Source organism: Fibrobacter sp. HC4 (assembly GCF_023373925.1).
Lineage (GTDB): Bacteria > Fibrobacterota > Fibrobacteria > Fibrobacterales > Fibrobacteraceae > Fibrobacter.
Genome location: NZ_JALCZV010000008.1, coordinates 1 through 26,851 on the forward strand (window position 1 = coordinate 1; position 26,851 = coordinate 26,851).

Consider the following 26,851-nt stretch of genomic DNA (forward strand, 5'->3'; position numbering starts at 1 on the left):
TTACAAAAGTGCAGATAAATTTACAAAACCATCGATGAAGAAAAGGCAAATAGCCTTCTTGACAAGGACTTCGCAAAAGATGTATCTTTTGAAGGGTATATAAACCATCACCTTTTATTTTATAGTTAGCGCTTGTTATTTTGACGTCCACCCATTTAATAAGCTTGGATTCCGTGTCTGCTTTTTTTGATTGGTCGATATTTTATATATTGGCGGTATGAATAAGATTTTATTGGGTATTTGCTTTGCTTCGTTTGCCGTTTTGGTGGGGGCATGCTCTGATAGTACTGGCGACTCTTGCAATGGAGTTTGTGCCGATCCGGCTTATCATTGCGATCCTGTTTTTAATGTGAAGCGTCTGTCTGGCAGGGCGTATTCTGAATGCGAAGAGAATATCGTTCGTTATATCGATGACTTGCAGGAATGCAACGATATTTGTCTTGGTGAAACGATTTACAACGAAAAAGAAATTCACCTGAGCTATTTTGATTTTAATCATTGGTATTGCGACTTGTCGGCCAAGGGCAAGAAGAATGAGACTTGCAGCATCAAGTATGTGGGCTCGACTTTCGATGCTTTGCAGCGTACTGTTGGTTATTGCGATATGGATCATATTGTGTCGGATGGGGCCATTAAGCATTTTGTGTGTGAAAGTGGTGACACTGTTTCTGTTAATGAGGGTTTGCGCCGGAAGAAGGCTTTAGAGGGTTCTTCTGTTCGTTAGAGGTTTTATGAATTATTCAGAAGTTTTGGAAAACGCCCGCAAGAACATTGGCCCCAATTGCCAGGTTTGCCCTGTCTGCAACGGTTTGGCCTGCAAGAACACTATGCCGGGCCCTGGCTCCAAGGCTCCGGGAAACGGTGCTAACGATAACTATAATGCTTGGAAAAAGATCAAGCTGAATGTGGACACTTTCGTGCCCAATACACCTATCGATACCAGCACCAATTTGCTGGGATTGAAGTTGAGTTTCCCTTTGATTACGGCTCCTATCGGGTCTATTGCCATGCAGTTTAACCCCACCGACGACGTGGCGGATTTCAACGAAAAGTGCATGGCCGCCTGCGAGACTCGTGGAATTTTCCATGCCTACGGCAATGGCCGCGACCAGCGTATTTGGGACCGTGCCATTGAATCGGGCAAGGCTCATGGGAACAATGGAATTCCTGTTTTCAATCCGGGAACCAACGAAGGTATCATGGGTTTGATGGACCTGTATAAGGATTGCTTGCCCCAGGCCATGTGCGTTGTGGTGGATAGCGCTGGTCTTCCGCACTTAAAGACTTTTAACGGCAAGGGTGGCGGAACCAAGACCATCGAAGATCTGCAGGAATTGAAGGCTTATGCCAAGGTTCCCTTTATTGTCAAGGGCATCATGAGCGCACGTACCGCCCTGAAGGCCGTGGATGCCGGTGCCGATGCCATCATCGTTTCTAATCATGGTGGTCGAGTTCTTTCGGATACGCCCGCTACCGCCGAGGTTCTTCCGGAAATCGTCGCCGCTGTTAAAGGTGCCAACGCGGCAAGTCGCGCAGCGGGTGCAGTTTCCGGCGCAGCTCACCAGACAAAGATTCTCGTTGATGGTGGAATCCGTTCCGGCCTGGACGTTTTTAAAGCTCTCGCTATGGGCGCCGACGCCTGCCTCATTTGCCGCCCAGTGCTTATCTCGTACTACGGTGGAGGCCAGGAAGGCATCGAAATCTACCTGGACAAGATCAAGGCTGAACTTGAGGACACCATGTACATGTGCGGTGCCCGAAAAATTGCAGACATTAATCGTTCGATGATTCGTCTGCCTGCGGGTTAATAAACCTTGCGTTGCCGATGGTGCGTTCTGCAATCCACTGGCGCACAGCGCGTTCTGCAGCGGCTCCAAGAATTTCCTTCTTGTTCTTTTTCTTCAGGCCTTCGTGATGGGGGAGGAGGCCGAAGTTGAAATTCATGGGCTGGAAATCTTCGTTTTCTTCTACCAGGCGGTTCATTAGGGCACCGATGCAGCTTTCGTCAGGCAGCGGGTCAGCATGACCGTGCAACAGCGTCTGTGCCATGTTCCATGCGGCATACCAACCGGTGGCCACTGCTTCGGTGTAACCTTCGGAACCTGTAATCTGGCCGGCAAACCAAGTAGGCGGAATATCCTTGGCGCATTCCAGTTCCGGGCGCAGTCGCAAAGTCTTGTCCAGGAACTTGGGCGAATCGATGAAGGTGTTGCGGTGCATGCAGCCCAGGCGCGCAAAGTTTGCGTTCTTCAGGGCCGGCACCATGGTGAAGATTTCCTTCTGGGTGCCCCACTTGAGGCGGGTCTGGAAACCTACCATGTTGTACAAAGTCTTCTGCTTGTTTTCGGCACGGAGCTGGATTACGGCGTACCAAAGCTTGCCGTTATTGCCAAGGCCCAGACCGATGGGGCGCATAGGGCCATGACGCAAAGTTTCGTAACCGCGGCGAGCCAATTCTTCTACCGGCAGGCAGCCTTCGAACAGTTCGTGCTTTTCGTAGGGGCGGGGTTCCACAGATTCTGCATCCACAAGAGCTGCCACGAATTTCTCGTAGGTTTCGCGATCTAGGGGGCAGTTGATGAAGTCTGCGGTTTCGCCCTTTTCCCAGCGGTTCATATAGAAGGCGTGGTCAAAGTCGATGGAGTCGGTTTCTACCACGGGAGCGATGGCGTCGTAAAAGTGCAGACGGTCGCTGCCCAGACGCTTGAAAATATCGTCGGCTAGAGTATCGCTGGCTAGGGGGCCTGCGGCCACTAGGGTAGGGCAGTCGCCTTCAAGCGACGTCACTTCTTCGCGGTGCATGGTAATGTTTGGGCAGGCCGCGATGCGTGCTTCTACCAGTTCGCTAAAGATGTCGCGATTTACGGTCAAGGAATCGCCTGCGGGAACGGCTGCTTCGGCGGCGCATTCCATGAGAAAACTGCCCAGCATTCTCAATTCCTGTTTCAGAAGTCCGTGGGCGCTTGTGACACCGAGGGCCTTAAAGCTGTTGGAGCAGACCAGCTGGGCCAAATGGCCGTCACGATGGGCGGGGGTCGGCTTTACCGGGCGCATTTCGTAAAGGTGAACTTCAAAACCGCGACTTGCTAACTGCAGTGCTGCTTCACAACCGGCGAGACCGCCGCCAATCACACGAACTTTCTGAGTCATTAGTTCATCACCATTTTTCTGTAAGTCTTGGCGTTTCCGATCCAGAGCTTCACGAGAAGTTCTTCGAGAGATGCCGAGGTGACGCAATCTGGATCAGCATCCTGGATTTCATCAGAAATCATATTGGCCTGGGTGATGTTCAGCATGCCGTAATAGAGTGCTTCCATCAGCTGGGACAGAAATTCGGGCGAAACCCGTGCGATGGTTTCCATGTCGTTTAGGGGAGGAAGCTGAGACTTGTCGGGCTGGAACTGGTCCAGGTTGTCCATAGTCCACATGTCTGCGGCGCGGCCCATGTCGGAGTTGGCGGCGATACCCTTTAGACTGGAGCGGTATTCGTTCCATTCCTTGTCGGTTGTCTTGCCGGCCTTACGAATCTTCTTCAAAAAAGAAAGTACAGCGTAGTACAAATCTTTTTCTTTCTGGTTTGCTTCCCTTTGGGATACTGGAATCATGGATACCTATTAAAAATTCGAAAGAGTCGCGCCGCACGAGGCGACGCAACTGATTAATGAAATTAGTGGCGGAAGTGACGCATGCCGGTGAAGACCATGGCCATGCCGAACTTGTCGCACATTTCGATAGACAGGTCGTCCTTCTTGGAACCACCCGGCTGCACGATGTAGCGAACGCCAGCGTCGTGAGCGGCTTCAACGTTATCCGGGAACGGGAAGAAGGCGTCGGAGCCCATAACGACTTCGCTGAACACCTTGGCTTCCAGAGCCTTGAGACCAGCTTCGTTGATCAGCTTGCCTTCGGCGTCGAAGAATTCCTTGGCTTCTTCCATGCGGGCCACGTTGTCGCGAACGCGGGGCTGGCAGAGGCGGAGGTTGGAGTCGATGCGGTTGGGCTGACCGGGGCCAAGACCCATGATCTGGAAGTAACCGGGCTTGTATTCGTAACCCATGACAATGGCGTTAGACTTGGTGTGCTTGGTAACGATCCAGGTGAAGCGGGCCAGGTCTTCCTTGTTCTTCGGGAACTGAGCCTTGGTAACGGTTTCGAACTTTTCGTAAACGTCAACGTCGCGATCCTGAACCAGCATACCGCCGATCACATGCTTGTAAACCTTGCAAGTGGTGGCCTTCTTGATTTCGCCAACTTCCAGGAGGCGGATGTCCTTGGACTTGTTCTTCAGGAATTCGAGAGCGTCGTCGTCGAATGCCGGAGCGAGGAGGATTTCCACGAACTTGCCCTTGAGGAATTCGGCAGTGTTCAGGTCAACCTTGGAGGTAACAGCGATCACGGAACCGAAAGCGGACACCGGGTCACCTGCCCATGCAGCTTCCATAGCTTCGCGGAGGTTTTCGCCGGTAGCCAGGCCACAGGGGTTCATGTGCTTAACGATCACGACTGCATTGGAACCTGCAAATTCGCGAGCCATTTCCAGGGCTGCGTCTGCGTCAACAATGTTGTTGTAGGACAGTTCCTTGCCCCAGTGCTGCTTAGCGGTAGCCAGGCTAGCTTCGGTGCAAGTGGGGTCGCGGTAGAACACGGCGGACTGGTGAGAGTTTTCACCATAGCGCATGGGTACCGGGTCAACGAATTTGAGATTCAGTTCTTCAGACATATTATCCTCTTTGGGGGTTAGTTAATAAAATTATGAGTTATAAATTATGAATTATGAGATTTTGTTTGACGGCGCTGCCGCACTTGTGAAAGCCTATATCTCGTACTTCGTAATTCATAATTGAAACCTTTAGGTTTCAGAAGGTTCACCGCCGAATACGGAGGCATCCGGGTTGATGTTATCCAGGGGGTCTTCGGGTTCTACAACCAGATTGTAATAGACATTGTTCTTTAGTTCGTCTTCGATGTAGAACAAGGTTCCGCCCATGGCACTACCACAGCCGGCGCATGCTCCCTGGAAACGGATCTTCAGGCGGTTGCCGTCTACCAGGTCCAGAATTTCGAGGTCGCCACCGTCGCCCTGCAGCGTTCCGCGGACAGACTTGTGGAGCCATTCCTCGATCTTTTCGATCTGCTGGATCTTGGTCATGGCGTTCCATTCGGCATCGGCTTCGGCTCGACCTTCTGCGGTCTGGGTGCGGTACTTGATGCGTTCCATCTTTTCGCGGATGATGATGGCTGTAGCCTTCTTCTCGGGGTATTCCTCAAGAATTCTTGCAGTCAGCTTGTTCATCTGACCGATTTCAGGAGCGTCTGCTGCAATGGCTCGAACTTCGGGAACGTCTCGCAATTCTTCTTCGATAGATTCTGCGGTAATCTTGCAGGCGTCGTCTACAGTCACCATCTGGATCTTCTTGCAGAATGTGTCTGCCAGGGCCGTGAATACCGGACCGCCATAGGTAAAGAAACGTGTTTCGAGAATCTTGTCGCAGTCCGGGTCGATCATCAGGTAGACCTTGAGACTTGCTTCCTTCACATCCACCAGTGCCAGGCCCTTTTCGTCGGCCTCGATCTGGAAGATTGCCCCGCGATACTTGGGGGACTTTGCAATATCTTGCACCTTTTGAGAAAGTGTGCTTGTTACATCTTCACTCATACGCTAAAAAGTTAGAAATTTTTCTTTAGAGAAATCCTTTCGCCTCTTGTCCGTAGGCTCGAAGAACCGTTCTTTTTTCTTTTTATGGAGCCCACGCGGGGGTAGCTCTCGCAGCTCCGGCAGCAGCGATTAAACGAATAAAGCCCCGCTTTCGCGGGGCATTCTTTAACCTTTAACCTTTAACCTTTAAGCTTTAATAATCGTGTCCTTAGCCAGCACGACGATGCCGGATTCGGTCACGTGGAACAGCTTGCGGTCGCGTTCCAGGTCGTAGCCGATTTCGAAACCGGCCGGAATATGCAGACCCTTTTCGATAATGGCTCTGCGAACCTTTGCGCCCGGGCCGATAGTCACGTTGGGGAAGAGGATTGCTTCTTCGACCATGGCGTCCTTCTGGATGGATACGCCCGGAGAGAGGATGCTCTTGACCACGGTACCGCCACCGATGATGCAGCCGGAAGACACGATGGAGTCAATAGCTGCGCCCTGATGAGCTTCGTTATCGCCTGCGAAGAATCGTGCAGGAGGCTGGTTCCAGTTGAAGGTACGGATAGGCCAGTAGTTGTTGTAAAGATCGAACGGCGGATTTTCGGAGCAAAGGTCCATGTTTGCTTCGAAGAAGGCGTCCAAAGTACCCACGTCGCGCCAGTAACCCTTGGTACGGGACTGTTCGCCGCGAACGATGTTGGTGTTGAAGTCGTAGACGTAGACCGGATAGTCCTTGTAGAGGGCCGGAATGATGTGCTTGCCGAAGTCGGTAGCGCCGCTTTCTGCACCCTTCATCAATTCACGTACAAGGAACTTGCTGGTGAAGATGTAGTTGCCCATAGAAGCCAGGCAGTAACCCGGATTGCCCGGCATTTCCTTGGGATTCTTGGGCTTTTCTTCGAAACCGATCATACGGTTGTCCTGGTCCACCTCGATAATGCCGAATTCGCTAGCTTCTTCCACCGGGACGGGGATGGCTGCGATGGTCAGGAGGGCTGCGCGGGAAAGGTGGAAATCAATCATCTGGTTGATGTCCATCTTATAGATATGGTCGCCACCGAAAATTGCCACCAGGTCCGGACGTTCGTCGGTAATCAGGTTGATGTTCTGGAAGATGGCGTCTGCGGTACCCTTATACCAGTCGTCGCCGGTACGCATCTGGGCGGGAACCAGGTCCACATACTGGTCCAGGCTGGCGTTCAGGTTCCAGGCGGCGGAAATGTGCTTGTTCAGGGAGTCGGACTTGAACTGGGTCAAAACCTTGATCTTGAAGATGCCGGAGTTGATGAAGTTGTTCAGTACGAAGTCGATAATACGGTAAGTACCGCCGAAATGAACGGCAGGCTTTGCACGGTCGCGGGTGAGGGGCTGCAGACGGCTGCCCTGGCCACCGGCCATGATCATGCAGAGAATGTTTTTCTGGTGTTCTCTAGAATAGGACCAGCTCATATTGCCTCGTATAGTTGGATGGCTTGAAAAAATTTACTTGCCTAATCTATCAATTTTTCGCCTAAAATGGGAGATTCTTGCGAAAAAACAATAATTTTTTTGTAAGATTTTTTGTTTCATACAGGAATAGTAGACTTTAAAACGGGGATGCGATAGGTTCGGCTCGTACTGCAGGGGGCGGTCGGGACAGGATTTTTCTCACATTTTCACAAAAAACTCGTTTGACGTACCCGATTTTTTTATACATTTTCAGCGTTCGAAAATTCTCGAAAGGGCGAATTGTGCGCAAAACGTGTCCAGGTCGCCTTAACATTAACCAAATAGGAGCTCATAATGTCTCTTACTCTGAACGACATCAAGCACCCGAAGATCAAGGCTTGGGTTGAAGAAGTCATCGCAATGTGCGAACCGGATAACGTTGTTGTTACCGACGGTTCCGTTGAAGAATACAACACTCTTATGCAGAAGTGCGTTGACGCTGGTCTCGCTACTAAGCTCGCTAAGAAGGAAAACTGCTACCTGTTCCGTTCTCTCCCGTCTGACGTGGCTCGTGTTGAATCCCGTACCTTCATCTCTTCTGTTAAGGAAGAAGACGCAGGTCCGACCAACCACTGGATCGACCCGGTTGAACTGAAGAAGACCATGTCCGGTCTCTACAAGGGTTGTATGCACGGCCGTACCATGTACGTGATTCCGTTCTGCATGGGCCCCCTCGGTTCTGCAATCTCCAAGAACGGTATCGAAATCACTGACTCCGAATACGTCGTTCTCAACATGGACATCATGACTCGCGCCGGCAAGAAGGTTCTCGATATCTTCAATGCTGACCCGAACGCTGACTTCGTTCCGTGCCTCCACTCCGTTGGTAAGCCGCTCAACAACGGCGAAAAGGACAACGGCATCTGGCCCTGCGCTGACGTCGAATTCAAGTACATCTCCCAGTTCCCGGAAGAACACCTCGTGTGGTCCTACGGTTCCGGTTACGGTGGAAACGCTCTGCTCGGCAAGAAGTGCTTCGCTCTCCGTATCGCTACCGTTCTCGCTCGCGACGAAGGCTGGCTCGCTGAACACATGCTCATCCTCAAGCTCACCAACCCGAAGGGCGAAGTTAAGTACGTAACTGGCGCATTCCCGTCTGCTTGCGGTAAGACCAACCTCGCTATGCTCATCCCGACTATCCCGGGCTGGAAGGTCGAAACCATCGGTGACGATATTGCATGGATGAAGTTTGGTGCTGATGGCCGTCTCTACGCTATCAACCCTGAAGCTGGCTTCTTCGGCGTTGCTCCGGGCACCTCCGCAGAATCCAACAAGAACGCTCTTATCTCTGCTGAAAAGAACACCATCTACACCAACTGCGCTCTCACTGAAGATGGCGACGTATGGTGGGAAGGTATCGGCTATCCTGCAACTGGCAAGCTGGTTGACTGGAAGGGCAATACCCGTGACGCTCTCCCCAAGGACAAGGCTCCGAAGGGCGAAGAAATGGCTCACCCCAATGCTCGCTTCACCGCTCCGGCATATCAGTGCCCCTGCATTGCTGAAGAATGGGAAAATCCGGCAGGCGTTCCGATCTCCGCAATCCTCTTTGGCGGTCGTCGTCCGTCCACCATTCCTCTGGTTCACCAGTCTCTGAGCTGGAACCACGGCGTGTTCCTCGGCTCCATCGTTGGTTCCGAAATCACCGCTGCTTCCACCATTAACGCTGCTGAAGTCGGTAAGATCCGTCGCGACCCGTTCGCAATCCTCCCGTTCTGCGGCTACAACATGGGTGACTACTTCAAGCACTGGATCGAAATCGGTAAGAAGTCTACCGAAGACAAGCTCCCCAAGATCTTCTACGTCAACTGGTTCCGTAAGGACGCTGACAATGCAGAACTTCCGGGTGGCTTCATGTGGCCGGGTTACGGCGACAACAGCCGCGTCCTCGCTTGGATCTTCGACCGTTGCAACGGCGTTGACAATGCTAAGGAAACCCCGATTGGTCTGATGCCGGCAGACGGCGCCCTCAATGTTGAAGGCCTCGCTGAATGCTACAAGAAGACTCTCCCCGCCATCACTTCCGTTGATGTTGAAGGCTGGAAGAAGGAACTCGCTGACGTTAAGGAAAATCACTATCCGAAGTTCGGCGCTCACCTTCCGAAGGAACTGAACGACATCATCGACATGATCCAGGATCGTCTCAATAAGGCTTAATCAGCCGCGGTGTCGCGCCGATCAAGCTCGCTTGAATCGGCATGACCGAGGCGTTATGACTGCGCTCGTAGAGCGCCAGGCATAATTGTCTTAGGTGTCATCCTGAGCCGAAAGGCGAAGGATCTAGCCATTAAAACGGTTCGCAGCTTAACGGTTGCGAGCCGTTTTTTTTTATATTACCCATACCAGATTAAACGACAAATTATTTGTCAATTAAGCTGCATTTTCTATATCCCCATAACGGTTTGCGAACTGGATTTTGGGTGCCTAGAAAGTGCAGCTTTTTTTGTTTGGAGGAAAAATGAGAAGTATGGAAATTCAGAAGATGTCTTTTCCGAAGATTATGCCGCTGTTGGAATCGTGCATCCGTGAAATGGAGGGGGCTGCAAAGAAAATTCGTGCGACGCTTAAGACCTTCCCGATAGGTCGTCTTCGGGTTTCGCCCCACCGAGGTTCATATCAGTATTTTCATGTGGCAGAGAATAGCAAGCAGGTGGGATCAAGAGGGACTTATATCCCGACGTCGCAGAGGAACTTGGCTTGCGGGTTGGCGCAACGGTCGTACAATGAGACTATGACGGAGGCGTTTACCCGCGGTGCAGATTCGTTGAAATTTGCCTTGCAGGAATTGAATCGTCTAGAAATTGAAAATAGCTTCACTGCACAGGGACCTGGTCGTTGTCAGCTTCTTAGTCCCATTTATCTACCTGACGATCTTTACGCAGAACGCTGGCAGAAGGTGGAATATCAGGGGAAGCTTTTTTATGAAGACGAAGTTCTGCTGACCACCGTCAAAGGGGAGCGAGTCCGCTCAAAGTCTGAAGTCATCATCGCGAATATGTTGAATCAGATGGGGGTGCCGTACCGCTATGAATATCCGTTGAGGCTATCAAGCGGGCGAGTCGTCTATCCGGATTTCACATGCTTGAACGTCCGCACTCGGGAAGAATTTATTTGGGAACACTTCGGGCGGATGAATGATGAGGACTACCAGGTGAAAACTTTTAGGAAGCTAGATAGCTATGCAATGGATGGTTATATCCATGGAGTCAACTTGATTTACACCATGGAGAATGATGTACGCTCGGTGAATTCGAAAACCATTGAATTGTTGGTGCAGCAGTTCCTGCTGTGAGGCGTTGTGCGGACGTTTCAGCTGTAAGGCGTAAAGATGTGTTTTTGGCGAAAGATGCTGTCAAAATAGGTGGAAGTGGCTGTCGAAAATCGGTTTTATTCGGATTTGACCGCCACTTTTGGGGACATTTACTGGTATTTTGTGGAAATATGGCTGTCTAAAGACGTTATTTAGGCGTTTAGACCGCCATTTTTTATGTGTTCACGCAAGTTTTGGGGTGGCATGGTGCTCAAAGACGTGTGTTGTGCGGTAAAATGGCTGTCAAAATGTCGTTTTGGGTGGTTTTGACCGCCACCCTGCGGTAGAAACACTGAAAATTTGGCGGTCAAGAAGTGCTTTTTGAACATTTAGACCGCCAGTTTGCGTGGTTTCGCCCAATCTGCGAGATTTCGCGCATTTGAATCGCCCGCAAACTCCCTTGAACGAACTTCTGAAAATTTCTATCGTTGGCACGCGAAATCAACGAGAAACCGCTGTTTGGTGTAAGGCTCCTGTTGATTTTATAAGGATAAATTCGTGAGTTCCAAGTCCAAATTCACGTTCTTGATGTTCCTTCTGGGAATGCTTTCTGCCTTCGGGCCCTTCGTTACAGACCTCTACTTGCCGGCTTTGCCGAACCTGGCTGACTACTTTAAGGCGACGCCTTCTGCTTCGCAGTTGAGTCTTACCATGAGTATGCTGGGGCTCTCCATCGGTCAGCTGTTCATTGGTCCTCTTAGCGATAAGTATGGTCGCAAGCGACTGCTCCTGATTTGCCTTGTGCTGTTCGTTTTCGGTACCATGGCCTGTATCGTGAGCCCGGACATTGCCACCTTTAATATCTGCCGCTTGATTCAAGGTCTTGCGGCATCTGGCGGCATCGTAATCGCCCGTTCCGTTTCTGCGGATTCTTACCGTGGCCCGGTGCTGACCAAGTTCCTGGCCATGGTCAGCGCCGTGAATGGGGTGGCTCCTATTGCAGCACCTGTGCTGGGCGGCTTCCTGCTGAACTTTATGAGCTGGAAGGGAACCTTTGCGGTGCTTCTCGTTTACGGTTTCATCTTGCTGTTTATGGCAGGGAAGTTCCAGGAAAGTCTTGCGCCTCGCCGTCGCAGTCAGAGGCCGTTACTTTCTAGCTTTACCTTGTATGTAGACGTCTTCCGCAACAGGGAGTTCGTCCGCTATTTTGCGGTTTGTTCCGCTTCCATGATCGTGCTGTTTGGCTACATCGCTTCGTCGCCCTTTATTTTCCAGAAACTCTATGGCCTTTCTCCCATGGGCTTTAGTTTCTGCTTTGCCTTGATCGCCTTCTGTACGGCGGTGGGCTGCGCCTCTTCCGGCAAGATCCGCAGTGATCGCACTGCCATCAAGATTGCGGGCTTCGGTGTGTTCTTTGCAAGCCTTGCCGTTGCCGCCTGCCTCTTGACCCATGCGCCGCTGCCTCTGTTGCAGTTGAGCTTCATGGTCACGACCTTCATGTTCGGTTTGATGCAGCCGCCCGCCAGCGCCCTGGCCTTGAACGCCGAACGCAAGAATGCAGGCACCGCATCCGCCGCCATGGGGGCAGCCGGCTTTCTGATGGGCGGTATCGCTTCGCCGATTGTTGGCTTGGGCGATATTGCCGTGAGTGCTTCGGCCATGCTGGTGACCGGTGGATTTTTGACCATGGTCTTTATGCTGGTGGCCAAGGCTAAAATGCCTAAAAAAGGTTAGCGGTTCTATTGGGGCGGTAAGCCCCATTTTTTTGTTTAATCGCACCGAAAAATGCAGATTATTAGAAAAAAGTGCGAAAAAAATTACACTTTCTTGTTCGCTCTTTAAAAAAAAGCCTATATTACAACTTGGAATAGTTTTGCAAGTGGTACTTTGTAAGGGTACTTTAAGAAGGAATTGGGCTATGAATCGTTATGACTTGGTGCTTTTGGGACTTATCCTTGAGCATGAACGCAGCGGCTATGATATCATTACCGAAGTGCGTGAACGTGAACTTGATAGATGGGCTAACTTGAGCACCTCGACGGTCTACAACCGCCTTACGACTCTCGAAAAGAATGAATGCATCAAGGGCCGCACCGAACGCGACGGTAACCGTCCGGAACGTGTGGTGTTCAACATTACCGATAAGGGTAGGGACGTTCTGAGAAAGGAAGTGCTGAAACACTTGACCGGCTTCAATGATGATCCCCGTACCTTGGGTTTTGCATTCCTGTTCGGTGCCGAAAACAAGGAAGTTATTCGCACTCTGGAAGCTCACGAACGTCGACTGGTCCAGGAAATCGAGGCTCTCGAAAAGATGATCGCCAACGAACCGCGTCCTACCTTGTATCCCGAAGGACCGTTCCTGAACTGCATGAGCCGTGACCACATTCTTGTTGAACTGAAGTATGTGCGTGCCGCTATCGGCATCCTGCGTGACCCGCTGCGCAGCAAGAAGTTGGATGGTTATTTCTACATCAACTTCGGCAGCCGTCCTTTCAACATGGAAGATGGTGAAGTTTCTGCAGAAAGCACTGAAAAATAATGTTTTTTAAGGGGGGCCTGGGCTTAAAAAGCTCATGCCTCTTTTTTTTATTTCTAAATTTTTAACAAAATTTTTACTAACCCCTCTAACGGAGATAAAATGGCTACAACAAAGACAAAGAAGCCCGTTGCAAAGAAGGTGACCGCTAAGGCCGCTGCTAAGTACGGCTACTTCGATGACGCTAAGAAAGAATACGTTCTCACCAACCCGGCAACCCCGATCAAGTGGTGCAACTATGTTGGTACTCTGAACTTCGGCGGTATCGTTGATACTACCGGTGGTACCCTGGTTTGCAAGGGCGACCCGGCTCTGAACCGTATTACCAAGTACATTGCACAGATGCCCTGCTCTGACTTCAAGGCAAGCACTGTGTACATCCGCGTCAAGGATGGCAAGGGCTACAAGATTTTCTCTCCGTTCGTAGTTCCGACCCTCACCAAGATGGACAAGTGGGAATGCCACGTTGGTCTGTCCTACATGCGTTGGAATGCAGAAGCTTTCGGTCTCGCCGTTCAGGTGACCATCTTCGTGCCGACTGGCTCTAACACTCTCCTCCAGGACATCCAGGTGACCAACCTCGGTGGTGCCGCCAAGGAAGTGGATATCATCCCCGTTTACGAATTCAGCCACTTCGAAGCTGAAAAGCAGCTCACCAACGCTGACTGGGTTCCCCAGACCATGACTCTCAAGGCTCATCCCGAAAAGTCTGGCCACGTCGTTCTCGAACAGTACGCTTACATGAAGCGTGATTTCGCCGTGAACTACGTTACCGCTGACTGCCCGATCAAGAGCTTCGACGGCGACCGTCGCGTGTTCCTGGGCTCCAACGAAATGGGTTCCTGGGCAAATCCGCTCTCTCTCCAGAACAAGGAACTTTCTAACAGCGAATGCGACCGCGGCGACAATATCGCAGCTCTCATGATCCACGCTGGCAAGATCGCTGCCAAGAAGACTTTCCGTACCTGCACTCAGCTCGGTCAGGAACAGTCTCTCAAGGTTGCTGCTAAGGCTATCAAGAAGTACCGCGACCTCAAGAACGTCGACAAGGCTTTCGAAGATCTGGCTCAGTTCTGGGTCAAGTACCTCTCTACCATCCAGGTGGAAACCCCGGATGCAGCTTTCAACTCCATGGTGAACGTGCACAATCCTCGTCAGTGCCACACCACCAAGAACTGGTCTCGCTACCTGTCCCTGTACCAGCTAGGCTACGGCACCAGCCGCGGTATCGGTTACCGTGACTCCAGCCAGGACCTCATGGGCGTTATGAGCCACATGCCGGAAGAAGCTCTGGTTCTCGCTAAGAACCTGCTCTCCGTACAGCGTCCGGAAGGTAACGCTATGCACCAGTACGCTCCGCTTGCTCTTGAAGAAGACAACGGCAACGAAGCTAACGCCGGTGACTCCCGCGAAAAGAAGGGCGTGCTCGATGAAAACGGCAACCCGGCTTACGCTGACTGGTATGGTGACGACCACCTGTGGATCGTTCTCACCGTTGCCAACTACCTCAAGGAAACTGGCAAGCTGGAACTCCTCAAGGAAGAAATTCCGTTCTACGAAGCTGGCAAGAAGCGCGCTCAGCGTGAAAAGGGCACCGTGCTCGAACACCTCAAGCGTTCTGTCAACTTCAGCCGCACTCACCTCGGTAAGCACGGTCTTCCGCTCCTCGGCTTCGCTGACTGGAACGACTGCATGAACCTGCCGCTGGGTGCAGAATCCTCCTTCAACACCGGTCTGTACGCAAAGGCCCTTCTCGAAATGATGGACATCTGCGAAACTCTCGGCGACAAGGAATCTGTCGAAATGTACAAGGGCTGGTACGAAGATGTCAAGAAGGCATTCAACGACTGCGCTTGGGACGGCAAGTGGTGGATCCGCTGGTTTGGCAAGGACGGCACCGCATACGGTACCAACAAGGCCAAGTATGGTAAGATCTATTGTAACAGCCAGTCTTGGTCTGTGATGTCCGGTATCGCTTATGGCGAACGTGCAGTGCAGGGCATGGACAGCTTGAACAAGCTCCTGAACACCGCTAACGGCGTTAAGAGCTCTACTCCGGGTTACCGCGGCTTCGATCCGACCGTTGGTGGCATCTCCACCTATCCTCCCGGAGCAAAGGAAAACGGCGGTATCTTCCTCCACACCAATCCGTGGGTGATGATCGCTGAAACCATCTTGGGCCGTGGCGACAAGGCATTCCAGTACTACAACCAGATTAACCCCGCTGCAAAGAACGTCAAGCTTGACGAATTCGAATCCGAACCGTACTGCTATCCGCAGAACATCCTCGGTGACGAACACAAGCAGTTCGGTATGGGCCGTAACGCATGGCTCTCCGGTACCTCTTCTTGGACCTACCAGGCTGCTACCCAGTTCATCATCGGTGTTCGCGCAAGCTTCAAGGGCTTGATCGTTGATCCTTGCATTCCGTCCGCATGGGGCGAATTCAAGGTGACCCGTAAGTTCCGTGGCGCTACCTACGAAGTGTCCGTGAAGAACCCGAAGCACGTCTGCAAGGGCGTTGCCAAGATGGTCGTCGACGGTAAGGAAGTTGATTCCAACGTCGCACCGGTGTTCACTTCTGGCGTTCATAAGGTTGAAGTAACTCTGGGATAATTCCAGAAGTGTCATCCTGAGCCGTAAGGCGAAGGATCCAGACATTAAAGAGGCTCGTCTGCAAAGGCGGGCTTCTTTTTTATTTGGAGTTTGTAGATTTGTCCGTAGAATATTTTTGAAATTGTGGGTTAGAGGTCTCTCATGAAAAAGAATTTTCTTGCTCTTGGAACTTGTGCGTTTGCTTTGGGCCTTGTGGCCTGCGATGACAGTACTTCTGCGAATGGTTCGTCTGGGGATGAAAATCCCGCTGAAGTGTCGTCTTCTTCAATCTTGACAACTTCGTCTCCGACCGAGGATCCCGGCAGTTCTTCCTCTAGTGTCATCCTGAGCGGAACGGAGTGGAGTCGAAGGATCTTTGTCGGTGCTTTATTTGCCGCGCTTTGTTTTTTTACAGCCTGTGACGACAGTTCCAGCGGTGCCGGACCGGAACCTGTGGCGGAAATTTCAAGCAGTAGCGATGGTGAACACGCAATCTCCTCTAGTTCTGTTACGGACAAAGAAACATCCTCTGGTGGTGGTCTGGTCTCGTCTTCGTCTGTTAAGTCTGATTCAAGTAGTGAACAAATGAACTTTAGCTCTGTAAGTGGCAAGAATAGTAGTTCGTCGGTGGTTGAGTCGAGTTCTTCTGAGTATCTTTTTTGTAACGAAGGTGATCGGGATACGGTTGTAAAGGATTGGGGAATAAAATATTATCGTTGTGAAAATAACGACTGGGTTGTAGATACAATTGTCTATGTTGATTTACCCAAGGTCTACCCCAATATGGATAGCCTTTTTGATACAAAGTATACAGAATATGGAGAGTTTGAAGATCCCCGTGACCATCAAAAGTATAAAACTTTAATTCTTCATAAGCATGATGATGATGGCAATATTGTTGACGGTGTTGTGATTGAGGCCTTTGCACAAAATTTGAATTACGGGGTGATGATAGATACTAGTGTCCTTGTACGCGATGACAACAAGGTGGAAAAATACTGTGATTTAAATGATGAATGGTTTTGTAATAATGGCTGGGGTGGTCAATATGCCTGGAGCGAGGCAATGGGGTTGCCTGCCAAATATGATTCCGTTCTTTGGAAAGATCCCGTTGGTGGCGATACCCGCATACATCAGGGAATTTGCCCAGAAGGTTGGCATATTATGAACGGTTATGAGTGGAAAAATTTTACGTCTAGAGGGGGGCTTAGTCTTGCCTCGAAAGTGAACTGGGCTCCGCTGGATATGGCTGGCGCTAATTTGCTTGGTTTGTCGGTTCTTTTCAAAATGAGAGCGTATGAACTTAGTTGGATGCAAGCGTATTTCTTGCTCCCTAATGAGTCTAGTGCTATTGGAACTTATGCGGTTACCATTACAGATAAATATGTTTGGTTCGGGGATAATGATCATTTAGGGAAGCATATTCTCTATAGTGTTCGTTGCGTAAAGGATTATTAATCCTTTAATAATCATCTACCAAAAAGTTTAACAAAAAAATAGGCTATGTTCTACTAATGTGTAGGACTGCCATTTTATGTTGAATTTGCTGAAAAAATACTAAAAAATGGTCTAACCCAACAAAAATTAGGTTAGACCAAGTATCTAAGATACAGTTTTTAGGTAGGTAAATCTCAGTTTCTAATAGGGTGTGTTTTTTTAGATAGTTATATTACATCTACACTTTGAAAGAACATAGCCTTTTTTTTTCAATTTTCTTTAAATGTCATCTTTTGTCATTTGACTTTTCCTAAATTACATTCCGTGCGAATCCATCGCACACACTTAACTCAATATGCCTTGCAGTTTACGCTTGTTTGCAAGGAAAGGAAAATCTATGAATGCAAAAGACCACGATGGCATCTTCAAGACAGCCTTCAAGGAACCCAAACGCGCAGCTTCGCTGCTTAAACTCGCCGCAAAGAAGAACAAAAGTTTAGCCCGCTTTTTGCAGGTGGTTGACCTCAAGACCATGCGTGCTGAACGCACCGAAACCAACCGCCATGGCCTCAAAGGTTCCGCCGACCTGACCTTCACCCTGAAAATCAAGAATTCCAACAATAAGGCCAAACTGTTTGTAGGCCTTGTTCTGGAACACAAGTCGTATCCCGATAACGAAGTGGTCTCCCAGCTGGAACACTACTTTTACGAACTGTTCCGCCTCAGCCGCCCAGATTGCCCCATGGTCGCTGTAATCGTCTATAACGGCGAAATCAAGTGGAACCCGTTGAAGACAAGACTTTATGCCAAGTACCCGGAATATTTTCACGATATTGGCTATCCCTTCAAAATCGAGATGATCAATGTGGGTAACGAGGTGGGGAACATTGACTTCAACCGGCTGGATCCATACGTTTCGCTTGCCCTTGTTGCCATGAAGTATGTGTTCAACGCCGAAAAGTACAAGCCCCTCATGGACAAGGCCGTGGCATATTTTACGAACCCGAAAAATAAAATTGACGATAGCTTTGACGCCTTTGGCGTCCGCGGCTACGGTTCCATTATAAAAATAAACAAGTTTATTTTTGCAATTTCACCTTGCACGCTTTTATCCAAGAAGTTTTGCTATACTTAGGGGAGGAATCATCTTCGGAATACAGGGAGGCTATCATGGACCGTCCAGAAATTATGGCAGAACGCAAGCGCAACGGCTTTGTGTCTGTTGCCGATGTAATCCGTGCCGAAGGTCTTGCCGAAGCTAAGCATTCCGCTGTAATCAAGTCTCTGAAACGTGGTAAGCTTACAGTTGAGGAAATCGCCGAAGATAACGATTTTCCTCTTGACGAGGTCCTTAAGATTCAAAAGGAACTGTCTTAAGTAAAATTTGAAAGTATTCGATTTTGCTGATTACTTAATCAATCCTACTTACCCGGAATGGCGTAGATTCGATATGTAATTGTGTAATATGGAATAGAGAAACGACCTGTTACCGAATGTTTGGTGAGGGATGTTCGATCGTATATTACAGAGACTTCCGTTGAATCGCCATTCTTGAAATAGGCGGTACCTTTGTAGAAGGATGGCGTGTGCAAATTCAGGCTGTCCTTGAGAAGTTCTTGTTCCCTGTCGGAAACGGATAGTTCTTTATGGATTGTAACTCGTGTACATTCCATCTTGTTGCACAGGTATTCCTTTGCCTTGTATTCCAGGACGCAGGTGCTTCCCGTGATAGGGCCCGCAATGACCATTGCTCCCAATGCGGCAATGATGAGAAGAATGTAGATGTTTCTGATGTGATTTCTTTCGGGCAGTTGCTTTGATCCAAGAAGCAGTATTTCTGCTATAATTCCAAAGCAGATGAGGGCGATTACTAGAATTGCAATGATGCAATGCCCTTCTGTAGTTTCCAAAAAATGCCGGTCTAAAAAATACAACCCGCTTAGGATTCTGGCGCAGAACGCCAAGGCTCCAATGGTAGCCAGGCTGGAAAGAACTAAAATCTCGGGCTTGGCGACAAATTCAGGGCACATTCTTTGATACCACTTAATCTGCTTCGCTTCGTTTGCGCGAATGATCTTTTTGCCTTTGCAGGTTTTACAGATGGTTTGGTCGGATGCTCTGCCTTCCCCAAGACAGTCGGGGCAGATTGCCATTTGGATGAACCCTTTTCCATCGCATTTCTTGCATTTGCCGAATAGCCATTCAAGTCTCTTTTTCTGACCGAGGCATTTAGGGCAAGTGATGCAGTCTGAAGTTTTTATGTAATCTTCTGCATTTTCTTCCAAGTCGGGGAACAGACCCTCAGGTTTTTCGCTAGGATGTTCTTCGAGGTAACGGATGCGTGCTTCTACAATGTTGATTCGTTCCGGGGAAGGATCTTTCTGGATCATGTCCAGGATTTCGTAAAGTTCCTCAAGAGGAAGCTTGCTAATTTGCGCTTCGTACTCCTGCAGATACTTTTCGTCTTTCAGATTTACCTGGTTGATCATGGCTGATTGCGACTCCTTTTCCCAACGAACACAAGATAGTTTATTTTATATTTGCGTTCACTTATGCTTCTCTTGATTCTTGATATTCTGGGTACTTTTGCCTTCGCGATTTCTGGGGCGGAAAAGGCTGTTCGTTACCGGCTGGATTGGCTTGGCCTTATTGTGCTTGCCACGGTTACGGGAGTTGGGGGAGGTATCCTGCGCGATGTGATGCTGGGGGCTACTCCGCCAGCGGCTCTGACCAATCCGATTTATTTTCCTATTTGCATCGTGGGAGCTTTTTTCTACTTGCTCATGCGCAAGAAGATTCGGAAAATCCGAGTTTTTATTCTTGTGGCCGATGCCTTGGGGCTAGGCTTCTTTACTGCGGTTGGTGCAGCAAAGGCTAGCGCTATGGCGGCTGGACCTTACTCTGTTATTTTGTTTGCCGCCATTACTGCGGCTGGTGGTGGGTTGATTCGCGATTTGCTGGTCAGCGAAATTCCCCAGGTGCTAAAAAGCGACTTTTATGCAACGGCGGCCCTGATTGGCGGTATATTGTTTTATGTGTTAGAGTTTGCCAACCTGGGCAGTACTCCGCGAATTTTAATCACTACGGCTTTTACCTTTAGCCTTCGTCTTTTGGCCATGCGCAAAAAACTTGAATTGCCTAAGACACGTGAAAAAACATTTTAGATCGTTCAAAATTTGACTTTTTTATCAAACAAAGCAAGCCTGTCTTTTCTGACAGGCTTGCTTTGTTATGTTGTTTGTTTGATTCTTTACAGAAGGTCGACCGTTACTTTGAATTTTAGATGACTGTGCCTGGTGTGGGAACGGCCTGTCTTCACGAATCGGGCGACAATATCCTTTGATTCTCCGTTACTCATTTGGGCCTTGCCGAAGTAGGTGTAGTCGACCTTTCTGGATAATTCTACCTCTAGGCATTGGACTGAACTAGACTTAAGGATTTTGTCGTTAAGAGTGTTTTGGGCCTTGCTTTCCATCCAGCCGAATCCGTCTGACGTAACGGGGCCTGCAATGATGGCGGTCAGGATTCCCACGATAAAAAGGACTGTTCCTATGGTGCGCGGTTTTGAGCCGTCGGCATCGTTGGTGGAGCCCTTGATAAGGTTATTCCATTGTTTGAAGAGAATGCTTAGTGCCAAGAGCAATATGAATCCGGAGGGGAATATCATCTCCGCATCAAAAAGGAACTCTAGAGTGACGCACATCTGGTCCCATACCGATCTGGCGGTAAAGGCGATCGCGATATAGCAAGCGATGGATTTGAAGAACACGCCTGCGGGATTCTGCAAGTAGCCGTCGTATTTTTCTCGTGCTGTATGGATTCTATCGGCTTCTACGCTGGAGACGGCTTTCTTGCCCTTGCAGGTTTTGCAGACGCCTCTGTCTCTTGAAACTCCGGTTCCAAGGCAGTCGGGGCAGTCCACCAGGTAAAGGGTTCCTAAACCATTGCAATCCGGGCACGTTCTACGACCACGCTTTCCTGAACCCTTGCACCAGGAACATGTGCAGGTTCCCTTGCTTTGGGTGCTATCCTTGTGCTGCAGCTCCACAATGTTCTCCTTATAGGTTTGCGTTCCTTGTCTGCGAAAAATAAAAAATTACATCCCTTATTAACGAAAAATAATGAAAACAAGTTCAACGCCCTTGTCTTGCGACTTTCCCATCTTCTTTTTTGCTATCTTTATTGCCGGAAAATTTTTAACAAGGATGATATAATGTCCCTTAAATTGATTTCTCGTGGTGCTGCCGCTCTGCTTTTGACTGCTAGCATCGCTTCTGCACAGTTGATGAATTCCAAGAGCCTGGATGTGATTCGTGTCGAAAAGACTGGTATTTCTGCAGGCAAGATCGATAGCCTTGCCAAGATGCTCGGCGAACAGCAGTTCCGCGGCAAGAAGATTGACGACCAGACGATGACACAGCTCCGTTACGCAGTCATCGACAACCTGGTTGGCCAGGAACTTATCAAGCTGGAATGCAAGAAGCAGGGCATTAAGGTTCCGGCAGCCAAGGTCGACAGCCTGACCAAGCTTTTCAAGGCTCAGTTCCCCAGCGAAGACGCTTTCCAGAAGGAACTGAAGAAGTCCAACACCACCATGGCTCAGTTCAAGGAAAAGATCGAAGATCAGCTGAAGAGCGAAGCTATTCTCGAAAAGAAGGTTCCGTATCCTAAGGATCCTACCGAAAAGCAGCGTGAAGCTTTCTGGGAACTGAACAAGTCTAAGGTTGCCATTAATGACTCCGTTAGCGGTGCCCGTATCGTGATCAGCACCAAAGGCAAGTCTGCTCAGGAAGTGGCTGACGCCAAGGATATGCTGAAGGGTCTTGCAGCACAGGTTCGCTCCAAGAAGGCTACCTTCGCACAGCTGGCTGCCATGTACAGCGACGACCAGACTGCCAAGAAGACCGGCGGTGTGGTTCCCAAGTTCGTTAAGGGTAACGACGCTCTGGGCAAGGCCATTGCCAAGATCAAGGTGGGCGAAATTACCGAAGTCTACACCGACAAGGACGGCGTTGCAATCTTTATGCTTACCGAACGTAATGACGGTAAGTATGATAGCTACAAGCACCAGATCGACTACATCCTGCGCGTGCAGGCTGAACAGGATCGCCAGGCTCAGCTGAAGGCTTACCTGGATGGCCTTGGCAAGACTTACAAGGTTCAGTACCTTGATGCCAAGTACACTCCGCCTCAGGCAATCGGCGGCAATAACTAATCCGCTTACGGTTTAGTCCGCTTAAATAATTGAAAAAGGCAGCGGTGGATTCAAGCCGTTGCTTTTTTTAATAGAAGTTTTACTCCGGGCCTCAAACCTGTGGCCTCGAACCTTGAATGGAGATTTTGAATGGCTTTCCAGACTACACATATCGGGCTGATTGATTTGCGTGCGCGTATCGATAAGCTCTGGGGGTATCTTTGACTTAGAGGCAAAGACCGAAGAACTTTACGTGTTGGAAAAGGACTCCAACGACCCGAACCTGTGGAATGACCAGGAAAAGGCTCAGAGCATGATGAAGAAGATCGGCAACCTTCGCGATCTTCTGAACAAGTGGACTGAAGTTTCTTCCATTTGCAATGATTTGGCCGAACTTTATGAAATGAGCAAGGACGAAGAGTCCGAAGATTTGACCAAGTCCATCGAAACGGATATCGCTGACCTTAAGGCCAAGATCGAAGAGATGGAATTCAAGAAGATGCTGAATGGCCCTGACGACGCTTGCGCCTGCTTGCTGTCTATCCACCCGGGTGCCGGTGGTACCGAATCCCAGGATTGGGCCTTGATGCTGTTCCGCATGTATACCCACTTCTTTGAACGTGAACGCATGGACTTCAAGGTGGTAGACTTCCAGGAAGCGGAAGATGCCGGCCTTAAGAGCGCAACTATCGAAGTGACCTGCGAAAACGCCTACGGCTTGCTCCGTTCCGAAATCGGCGTGCATCGCCTGGTTCGCATTAGCCCCTTCGATGCCAATGCCCGTCGCCACACCAGCTTTACCGCAGTGTACCTGTACCCCGAACACGAAGACGTGGAATTCGACCTGGATATGGCTGATGTGCGCGTGGATACCTACCGCAGTAGCGGTGCCGGTGGTCAGTACATCAACAAGACGGACTCTGCAGTCCGTATGACCCATTTGCCTACGGGTATTATGGCTAGCTGCCAGACGGAACGTTCCCAGATCCAGAACCGCGAAACCTGTTACAAGATGCTGAAGACCATGGTGGCCGAACATTACCGCCTCGAAGAAGAAGCCAAGCGCGACGCTCGCATGGCTGAAAAGAAGAAGGTGGAATGGGGGAGCCAGATCCGCAGCTATGTTCTGCAGCCTTACCAGCTGGTAAAGGACCTGCGCACTGGCGTAGAAACCTCTGACACCGCCGGCGTTCTGGATGGCAAGATCAAGCCTTTCATTAACGCATACCTGCTTAGCACCAGCGAACAGCAGAACGGCTAAGTGAATGTTTCGCCGAGGGTGCTCGGCAACGACTAGAATTTGCCCCGGATTCGTCCGGGGCTTTCTTGTTTACAACACCTTCCTGATTCCCGGTACCTTGCGGAGCAGGTAAACGGCCCCCAGCGAAATTCCGAAGAAGCCTATGGCGGCCAGAGGTGCCGTAATGATGGGGTGGGGCTCCAGCACCGTCAATTTGAGGCCGTAGAACGTTTTGATAAACAGCGGGTGGATCAAGTACACGCCCATCATGCAAGGGGTGAGTGCGGCAACCCAGCGGAGGCAGCTTGCGATACGGCTGCCGTGTTCGGGCTCATTGCCGTGTTGGGCATTGTCGCAGTGTTGGGGTGCATTGTCGTGTTGGGTTTTGTCGAGCTTGCGGCTGAACTTTGCGCGGACGGCGGCGAATATGGCTGCGGCCATTAGGAAGGTCATGGGCCTGAAATTCCCGAAGAAATATTCGTTGGGCGTATTGCGCATCTCGCTAATGTAGGTGGCCGCCACGAAGGCGATGATCCATGAAGCCAGTGCGGCGCCGTACAGCCATTTGCGGGCGGTGGCTGAAATCCCGAAGTGGGCGAGGTAGAAACCCGTGAGATAGAAACCGGCGAAAGAGGTTACGCCCTGGATACTCAAGTTCTTGTACATCCTGAAGTGGGCGAATTTTACAAGGAGGTGATCCGCAGTCGGGAGTAGCAAACCAAAGGCGAAGAAGATGGCGATTACATACAGGACCATCTTTCGTGAGGCGTGTTCCGTAAACACCCGCAGAGGCGGCGTCAGAACGTACAGGCCCGCAATGGTATAAAGGAACCACAAATGTGAAGCGGGCTTGGTAAACAGCAATAGGGGCGCCAACAGCAAATCCAGAACGTCACCGCCGGCAATAACTTGCTCGATGATTCCGTACACAATCACCCAAAACAGGAGCGGTACTAAAGTACGGGGGAGATTATGGGTGAAAATTTTGCGAGGTGGGTGAGGGTACTTGGGTGAAAGCATAAAAGCACCGCTAACCATGATGAATACACCCACGCCGAACCTGCTCAAACTATTCAAAAAGTTTAATGCGGCAAAGTCACTGGAGTCAACCGGAACCGTGTACCAAACAGATGTGACCGTGTGCTGGAATACAACGACGAATGCGGCTAGTATGCGCAGCAAGTCGGCGTAAATTTCGCGCGAGGCTTTTTTATACTGTTTCTGTTCTGTAGCTGAATTCATCGTGTTTGAAATTTAGAATTTCAAATCGTAATGTTTGCGCATTTCTTCTTGCTGTTCTGCGCTGAGGCTATTGAAATACTTCTTGAATCCTGGGCAGAACTTGGTGTGAAAATGCCAGAATCGTCCAATCAGGGACTTGGGATTCTTGTCGTACTGTGCGCGGATTTTGCAGTTATCGCATGCCATAAGTTACCTCGTGTTTTGGGAAATATTAAAAAAAAGGCAGTGGATTTCTGCAAAAAAAAGGAATTCCACTGCCTTTCGGCATTGTAAATTGAAAAATAATGACCAGAGAATGACTTTTTTCCCTAAAAGTGCTGCCCTTAAGGAGTTGTTGACAAGATTTTGGGACAATATACGCTTGATTTTGTGTACAAACTAATAAAAAGGCGGTGTTTTGCTTTGATATTCAGTGATATCCACTGCCTTTTTTCAAAAGAAAGGTGTTTAGGGTAAAAAAGAAAGGCTCCCGCGCAATTGCGAGGGAACCTCTCTTTTAAAGTTGGCAATCGAAACGATTACTTCTTCTTGGCCGGAGCCTTCTTAGCAGCAGCAACCTTCATTGCGCCGCGTTCCAGCTTGATGGTGAAGTTGGTGACGTCGCAAACTTCGCTGGGACCCCAGTACTGGATCGGACCCGGATAGGTGTAGGATTCAGTCTTGGCCCATTCTTCGCGGTTAGCAGCAAAGAACTTGAACGGAGCACCGTCGAGAACGACGAGAGCCTTCTGGATAACCGGCTTGTCTGCACCGTGACGACGTTCCATGTTCATCATCATGGTGATAGGAATGCCACCAGCGGTCCACTTTTCGATACCCTTGGTCAGGTCGCGGACAGAGCTCATGTAGCCGTTCATCTTGTTGAAAGCGAGAACGGAAGCGGTGTAGCCCAGGCTGTAGCAGTAGTCAGCGTCGAAGTTGGACGGAGCTGCGCAACGGCCTTCGTAACCGAAGAAGTGGTTGAGAGCGGAGAACTTGCCCTTGAAGTTCTTGCGGCTCTTGAGTTCGCTCTTCACCATGTCGATGATGAGCTTTTCGGTTTCGATGAGGGAAACCTGAACGTTGCCATGAGAGTCGCGGTCCAGCATGAGCTGAGCCTGAACGAAGGAAGGCAGAGAAACGAGGACTTCAGCAGAAGCCTTGGAAACCCACTGGCAGAGCTTTTCAACCTTAGCAGCGGTGTCGAGGCCTTCAACTTCCTTTTCGTGGTGAGCGAGGGCTTCGGAAAGTTCGGAAATCAGAACGCCAACATCCGGGATGAATTCCAGGAGGCCTTCCGGAATGAGAGCAACACCGAAGTTCTTGCCGTCAGCAGCACGTGCAGCAACGATGTCTGCAACATACTTGATGACCTGCTTCAGCTTCATCTTCTTGGCCTTGACTTCTTCAGAGATCAAGCAGACGTTGGGATGAGTCTGGAGAGCTGCTTCGAGTGCAATGTGAGAAGCGGAACGGCCCATGAGCTTGATGAAGTGCCAGTACTTCTGAGCGGAGTTGGCATCGCGCATGATGTTGCCGATGAGTTCAGAGTAGGTCTTCACAGCGGTGTCGAAACCGAAGGAGGTTTCGATGTATTCGTTCTTGAGGTCGCCGTCGATGGTCTTGGGGCAGCCGCAAACAACGCAGGAAGCGCCGTTAGCCTGGAAGTATTCACCGAGAACAGCAGCGTTGGTGTTGGAGTCGTCACCACCGATGATCACGATAGCGTCCAGCTTCTGAGCCTTGGCAACAGCCATGCACTTCTTGAACTGTTCTTCAGTTTCCAGCTTGGTACGGCCGGACTGGATGATGTCGAATCCACCAGTGTTGCGGTAGGAGTCCATGATCTTTTCGTTGATCACGATGAACTTGCCGTTTTCGAGGCCAGACGGACCGCCGAGGAAGCCGAGGAGCTTGGAGTTCTTGTTGATGCTCTTGATACCGTCGAAGAGACCTGCGATAACGTTGTGGCCACCAGGTGCCTGACCGCCAGAAAGAACAACGCCAACGTTCAGAGCCTTAGCTTCGCCAGCAGCCTTGCCAGCCTTCAGCTGAATGTAGGGAGCACCGTAGGTGTTGGGGAACAGAGCCTTGATCTTCTTCTGATCAGAGACAGATTCAGTTGCCTTACCCTTGTTGAGTGCGACATTGAGGGCGCCCTTACGGAGAGCGACGGGGAGTTTCGGCTGGTAGGCCTTGCGAGCCTTGCCGAGGACGGACAGATTGTCAGCCATTGTTTCTTC

General features: G+C 50.1%; 23 protein-coding genes. 13 read left to right on the forward strand and 10 right to left on the reverse strand.

Going from position 1 to position 26,851, the window contains the following annotated elements; translation table 11 throughout:
• The first annotated feature begins 217 nt into the window (after positions 1 to 217).
• Together MMG03_RS06670 and MMG03_RS06675 are read left to right on the forward strand one after the other, a co-directional pair.
• A complete protein-coding gene (locus MMG03_RS06670) occupies positions 218 to 724 on the forward strand; it encodes a hypothetical protein (RefSeq protein ID WP_101479231.1) in 507 nt (168 codons plus the stop codon).
• 7 nt (positions 725 to 731) lie between these two features.
• Positions 732 to 1,808 carry an alpha-hydroxy-acid oxidizing protein gene (locus MMG03_RS06675; protein ID WP_101479230.1) on the forward strand — a complete coding sequence of 359 codons (1,077 nt, stop codon included), beginning with the start codon at positions 732 to 734 and terminating at the stop codon, positions 1,806 to 1,808.
• On the opposite strand, the gene trmFO is transcribed toward MMG03_RS06675, so the two are convergent.
• From trmFO to glgC, 5 genes are all read right to left on the reverse strand, one after another.
• Positions 1,774 to 3,150, reverse strand: a complete 1,377-nt coding sequence (trmFO, locus tag MMG03_RS06680) for a methylenetetrahydrofolate--tRNA-(uracil(54)-C(5))-methyltransferase (FADH(2)-oxidizing) TrmFO (protein ID WP_112132460.1) — start codon at positions 3,148 to 3,150, stop codon at positions 1,774 to 1,776. The genes MMG03_RS06675 and trmFO overlap by 35 nt on opposite strands.
• A complete protein-coding gene (locus MMG03_RS06685; RefSeq protein WP_073160952.1) occupies positions 3,150 to 3,605 on the reverse strand; it encodes a hypothetical protein in 456 nt (151 codons plus the stop codon). Before MMG03_RS06685 ends, trmFO begins: the two co-directional genes overlap by 1 nt.
• Before the next feature lie 62 nt (positions 3,606 to 3,667).
• Positions 3,668 to 4,720, reverse strand: a complete 1,053-nt coding sequence (locus MMG03_RS06690; protein WP_073160950.1) for an IMP cyclohydrolase — start codon at positions 4,718 to 4,720, stop codon at positions 3,668 to 3,670.
• A gap of 129 nt (positions 4,721 to 4,849) precedes the next feature.
• Positions 4,850 to 5,656, reverse strand: a complete 807-nt coding sequence (locus tag MMG03_RS06695) for a NifU family protein (RefSeq protein ID WP_249505931.1) — start codon at positions 5,654 to 5,656, stop codon at positions 4,850 to 4,852.
• 186 nt (positions 5,657 to 5,842) lie between these two features.
• On the reverse strand, positions 5,843 to 7,093 hold the full coding sequence (gene glgC, locus MMG03_RS06700; protein WP_073160946.1) for a glucose-1-phosphate adenylyltransferase: 1,251 nt from the start codon (positions 7,091 to 7,093) through the stop codon (positions 5,843 to 5,845).
• Positions 7,094 to 7,426: 333 nt separating this feature from the next.
• On the opposite strand from glgC, the gene MMG03_RS06705 reads away from it, so the two are divergent.
• The 8 genes from MMG03_RS06705 (at position 7,427) to MMG03_RS06740 (ending at position 18,330) form a co-directional block, all read left to right on the forward strand.
• Complete coding sequence (locus MMG03_RS06705) at positions 7,427 to 9,289, forward strand: phosphoenolpyruvate carboxykinase (GTP) (protein WP_073160944.1); 1,863 nt, start codon at positions 7,427 to 7,429, stop codon at positions 9,287 to 9,289.
• 310 nt (positions 9,290 to 9,599) lie between these two features.
• Positions 9,600 to 10,424, forward strand: coding sequence for a hypothetical protein (locus MMG03_RS06710; protein ID WP_249505932.1), 825 nt, complete (start codon positions 9,600 to 9,602; stop codon positions 10,422 to 10,424).
• Between the two features lie 516 nt (positions 10,425 to 10,940).
• A complete protein-coding gene (locus tag MMG03_RS06715; protein WP_249505933.1) occupies positions 10,941 to 12,116 on the forward strand; it encodes a multidrug effflux MFS transporter in 1,176 nt (391 codons plus the stop codon).
• 184 nt (positions 12,117 to 12,300) lie between these two features.
• Positions 12,301 to 12,924 carry a PadR family transcriptional regulator gene (locus MMG03_RS06720; protein ID WP_073160938.1) on the forward strand — a complete coding sequence of 208 codons (624 nt, stop codon included), beginning with the start codon at positions 12,301 to 12,303 and terminating at the stop codon, positions 12,922 to 12,924.
• Between the two features lie 99 nt (positions 12,925 to 13,023).
• Positions 13,024 to 15,537, forward strand: coding sequence for a GH36-type glycosyl hydrolase domain-containing protein (locus MMG03_RS06725; RefSeq protein ID WP_073160936.1), 2,514 nt, complete (start codon positions 13,024 to 13,026; stop codon positions 15,535 to 15,537).
• 141 nt (positions 15,538 to 15,678) lie between these two features.
• Positions 15,679 to 16,974 carry an FISUMP domain-containing protein gene (locus MMG03_RS06730; protein WP_249505934.1) on the forward strand — a complete coding sequence of 432 codons (1,296 nt, stop codon included), beginning with the start codon at positions 15,679 to 15,681 and terminating at the stop codon, positions 16,972 to 16,974.
• A gap of 376 nt (positions 16,975 to 17,350) precedes the next feature.
• The gene (locus MMG03_RS06735; RefSeq protein ID WP_249505935.1) at positions 17,351 to 18,088 is read left to right on the forward strand and encodes an Rpn family recombination-promoting nuclease/putative transposase; all 738 of its coding nucleotides are present in this window, start codon (positions 17,351 to 17,353) and stop codon (positions 18,086 to 18,088) included.
• 35 nt (positions 18,089 to 18,123) lie between these two features.
• On the forward strand, positions 18,124 to 18,330 hold the full coding sequence (locus MMG03_RS06740; RefSeq protein WP_249505936.1) for a hypothetical protein: 207 nt from the start codon (positions 18,124 to 18,126) through the stop codon (positions 18,328 to 18,330).
• A gap of 44 nt (positions 18,331 to 18,374) precedes the next feature.
• Here the strand turns inward: MMG03_RS06740 and MMG03_RS06745 are convergent, their stop codons facing one another.
• Positions 18,375 to 19,442 carry a hypothetical protein gene (locus tag MMG03_RS06745; RefSeq protein WP_249505937.1) on the reverse strand — a complete coding sequence of 356 codons (1,068 nt, stop codon included), beginning with the start codon at positions 19,440 to 19,442 and terminating at the stop codon, positions 18,375 to 18,377.
• A gap of 63 nt (positions 19,443 to 19,505) precedes the next feature.
• Between MMG03_RS06745 and MMG03_RS06750 the strand changes: the two genes are divergently transcribed.
• On the forward strand, positions 19,506 to 20,117 hold the full coding sequence (locus MMG03_RS06750) for a trimeric intracellular cation channel family protein (protein ID WP_073160969.1): 612 nt from the start codon (positions 19,506 to 19,508) through the stop codon (positions 20,115 to 20,117).
• Between the two features lie 86 nt (positions 20,118 to 20,203).
• Here MMG03_RS06750 and MMG03_RS06755 read toward each other — a convergent pair whose 3' ends face one another.
• Complete coding sequence (locus MMG03_RS06755) at positions 20,204 to 21,001, reverse strand: hypothetical protein (RefSeq protein WP_249505938.1); 798 nt, start codon at positions 20,999 to 21,001, stop codon at positions 20,204 to 20,206.
• Between the two features lie 165 nt (positions 21,002 to 21,166).
• On the opposite strand from MMG03_RS06755, the gene MMG03_RS06760 reads away from it, so the two are divergent.
• Positions 21,167 to 22,168 (forward strand): peptidylprolyl isomerase, encoded by a 1,002-nt coding sequence (locus MMG03_RS06760; protein WP_073238204.1) that lies wholly within the window; start codon positions 21,167 to 21,169, stop codon positions 22,166 to 22,168.
• A gap of 129 nt (positions 22,169 to 22,297) precedes the next feature.
• A protein-coding gene (gene prfB / locus MMG03_RS06765; RefSeq protein ID WP_249505939.1) for a peptide chain release factor 2 occupies positions 22,298 to 23,408 on the forward strand; the annotation gives its coding sequence in 2 pieces (ribosomal slippage) (positions 22,298 to 22,369 and positions 22,371 to 23,408; 1,110 coding nt in all).
• A gap of 69 nt (positions 23,409 to 23,477) precedes the next feature.
• On the opposite strand, the gene MMG03_RS06770 is transcribed toward prfB, so the two are convergent.
• The 3 genes from MMG03_RS06770 to MMG03_RS06780 all read right to left on the reverse strand — a co-directional run bounded on the left by MMG03_RS06770 (position 23,478) and on the right by MMG03_RS06780 (position 26,842).
• Complete coding sequence (locus MMG03_RS06770) at positions 23,478 to 24,629, reverse strand: acyltransferase (protein ID WP_112132465.1); 1,152 nt, start codon at positions 24,627 to 24,629, stop codon at positions 23,478 to 23,480.
• A 12-nt stretch (positions 24,630 to 24,641) separates the two neighbouring features.
• A complete protein-coding gene (locus MMG03_RS06775; RefSeq protein ID WP_249505940.1) occupies positions 24,642 to 24,815 on the reverse strand; it encodes a hypothetical protein in 174 nt (57 codons plus the stop codon).
• A gap of 332 nt (positions 24,816 to 25,147) precedes the next feature.
• Positions 25,148 to 26,842, reverse strand: coding sequence for a diphosphate--fructose-6-phosphate 1-phosphotransferase (locus MMG03_RS06780; RefSeq protein ID WP_088666310.1), 1,695 nt, complete (start codon positions 26,840 to 26,842; stop codon positions 25,148 to 25,150).
• Positions 26,843 to 26,851 lie beyond the last annotated feature (9 nt).

Excerpts from the sequence above, each read along its gene's own strand:
- MMG03_RS06670 (WP_101479231.1), top strand. The coding sequence starts at position 218 with ATGAATAAGATTTTATTGGGTATTTGCTTTGCTTCGTTTGCCGTTTTG.
- MMG03_RS06675 (WP_101479230.1), top strand. The coding sequence starts at position 732 with ATGAATTATTCAGAAGTTTTGGAAAACGCCCGCAAGAACATTGGCCCC.
- trmFO (WP_112132460.1), bottom strand. The coding sequence starts at position 3,150 with ATGACTCAGAAAGTTCGTGTGATTGGCGGCGGTCTCGCCGGTTGTGAA.
- MMG03_RS06685 (WP_073160952.1), bottom strand. The coding sequence starts at position 3,605 with ATGATTCCAGTATCCCAAAGGGAAGCAAACCAGAAAGAAAAAGATTTG.
- MMG03_RS06690 (WP_073160950.1), bottom strand. The coding sequence starts at position 4,720 with ATGTCTGAAGAACTGAATCTCAAATTCGTTGACCCGGTACCCATGCGC.
- MMG03_RS06695 (WP_249505931.1), bottom strand. The coding sequence starts at position 5,656 with ATGAGTGAAGATGTAACAAGCACACTTTCTCAAAAGGTGCAAGATATT.
- glgC (WP_073160946.1), bottom strand. The coding sequence starts at position 7,093 with ATGAGCTGGTCCTATTCTAGAGAACACCAGAAAAACATTCTCTGCATG.
- MMG03_RS06705 (WP_073160944.1), top strand. The coding sequence starts at position 7,427 with ATGTCTCTTACTCTGAACGACATCAAGCACCCGAAGATCAAGGCTTGG.
- MMG03_RS06710 (WP_249505932.1), top strand. The coding sequence starts at position 9,600 with ATGGAAATTCAGAAGATGTCTTTTCCGAAGATTATGCCGCTGTTGGAA.
- MMG03_RS06720 (WP_073160938.1), top strand. The coding sequence starts at position 12,301 with ATGAATCGTTATGACTTGGTGCTTTTGGGACTTATCCTTGAGCATGAA.
- MMG03_RS06725 (WP_073160936.1), top strand. The coding sequence starts at position 13,024 with ATGGCTACAACAAAGACAAAGAAGCCCGTTGCAAAGAAGGTGACCGCT.
- MMG03_RS06730 (WP_249505934.1), top strand. The coding sequence starts at position 15,679 with ATGAAAAAGAATTTTCTTGCTCTTGGAACTTGTGCGTTTGCTTTGGGC.
- MMG03_RS06735 (WP_249505935.1), top strand. The coding sequence starts at position 17,351 with ATGAATGCAAAAGACCACGATGGCATCTTCAAGACAGCCTTCAAGGAA.
- MMG03_RS06740 (WP_249505936.1), top strand. The coding sequence starts at position 18,124 with ATGGACCGTCCAGAAATTATGGCAGAACGCAAGCGCAACGGCTTTGTG.
- MMG03_RS06745 (WP_249505937.1), bottom strand. The coding sequence starts at position 19,442 with ATGATCAACCAGGTAAATCTGAAAGACGAAAAGTATCTGCAGGAGTAC.
- MMG03_RS06750 (WP_073160969.1), top strand. The coding sequence starts at position 19,506 with ATGCTTCTCTTGATTCTTGATATTCTGGGTACTTTTGCCTTCGCGATT.
- MMG03_RS06760 (WP_073238204.1), top strand. The coding sequence starts at position 21,167 with ATGTCCCTTAAATTGATTTCTCGTGGTGCTGCCGCTCTGCTTTTGACT.
- MMG03_RS06770 (WP_112132465.1), bottom strand. The coding sequence starts at position 24,629 with ATGAATTCAGCTACAGAACAGAAACAGTATAAAAAAGCCTCGCGCGAA.
- MMG03_RS06775 (WP_249505940.1), bottom strand. The coding sequence starts at position 24,815 with ATGGCATGCGATAACTGCAAAATCCGCGCACAGTACGACAAGAATCCC.
- MMG03_RS06780 (WP_088666310.1), bottom strand. The coding sequence starts at position 26,842 with ATGGCTGACAATCTGTCCGTCCTCGGCAAGGCTCGCAAGGCCTACCAG.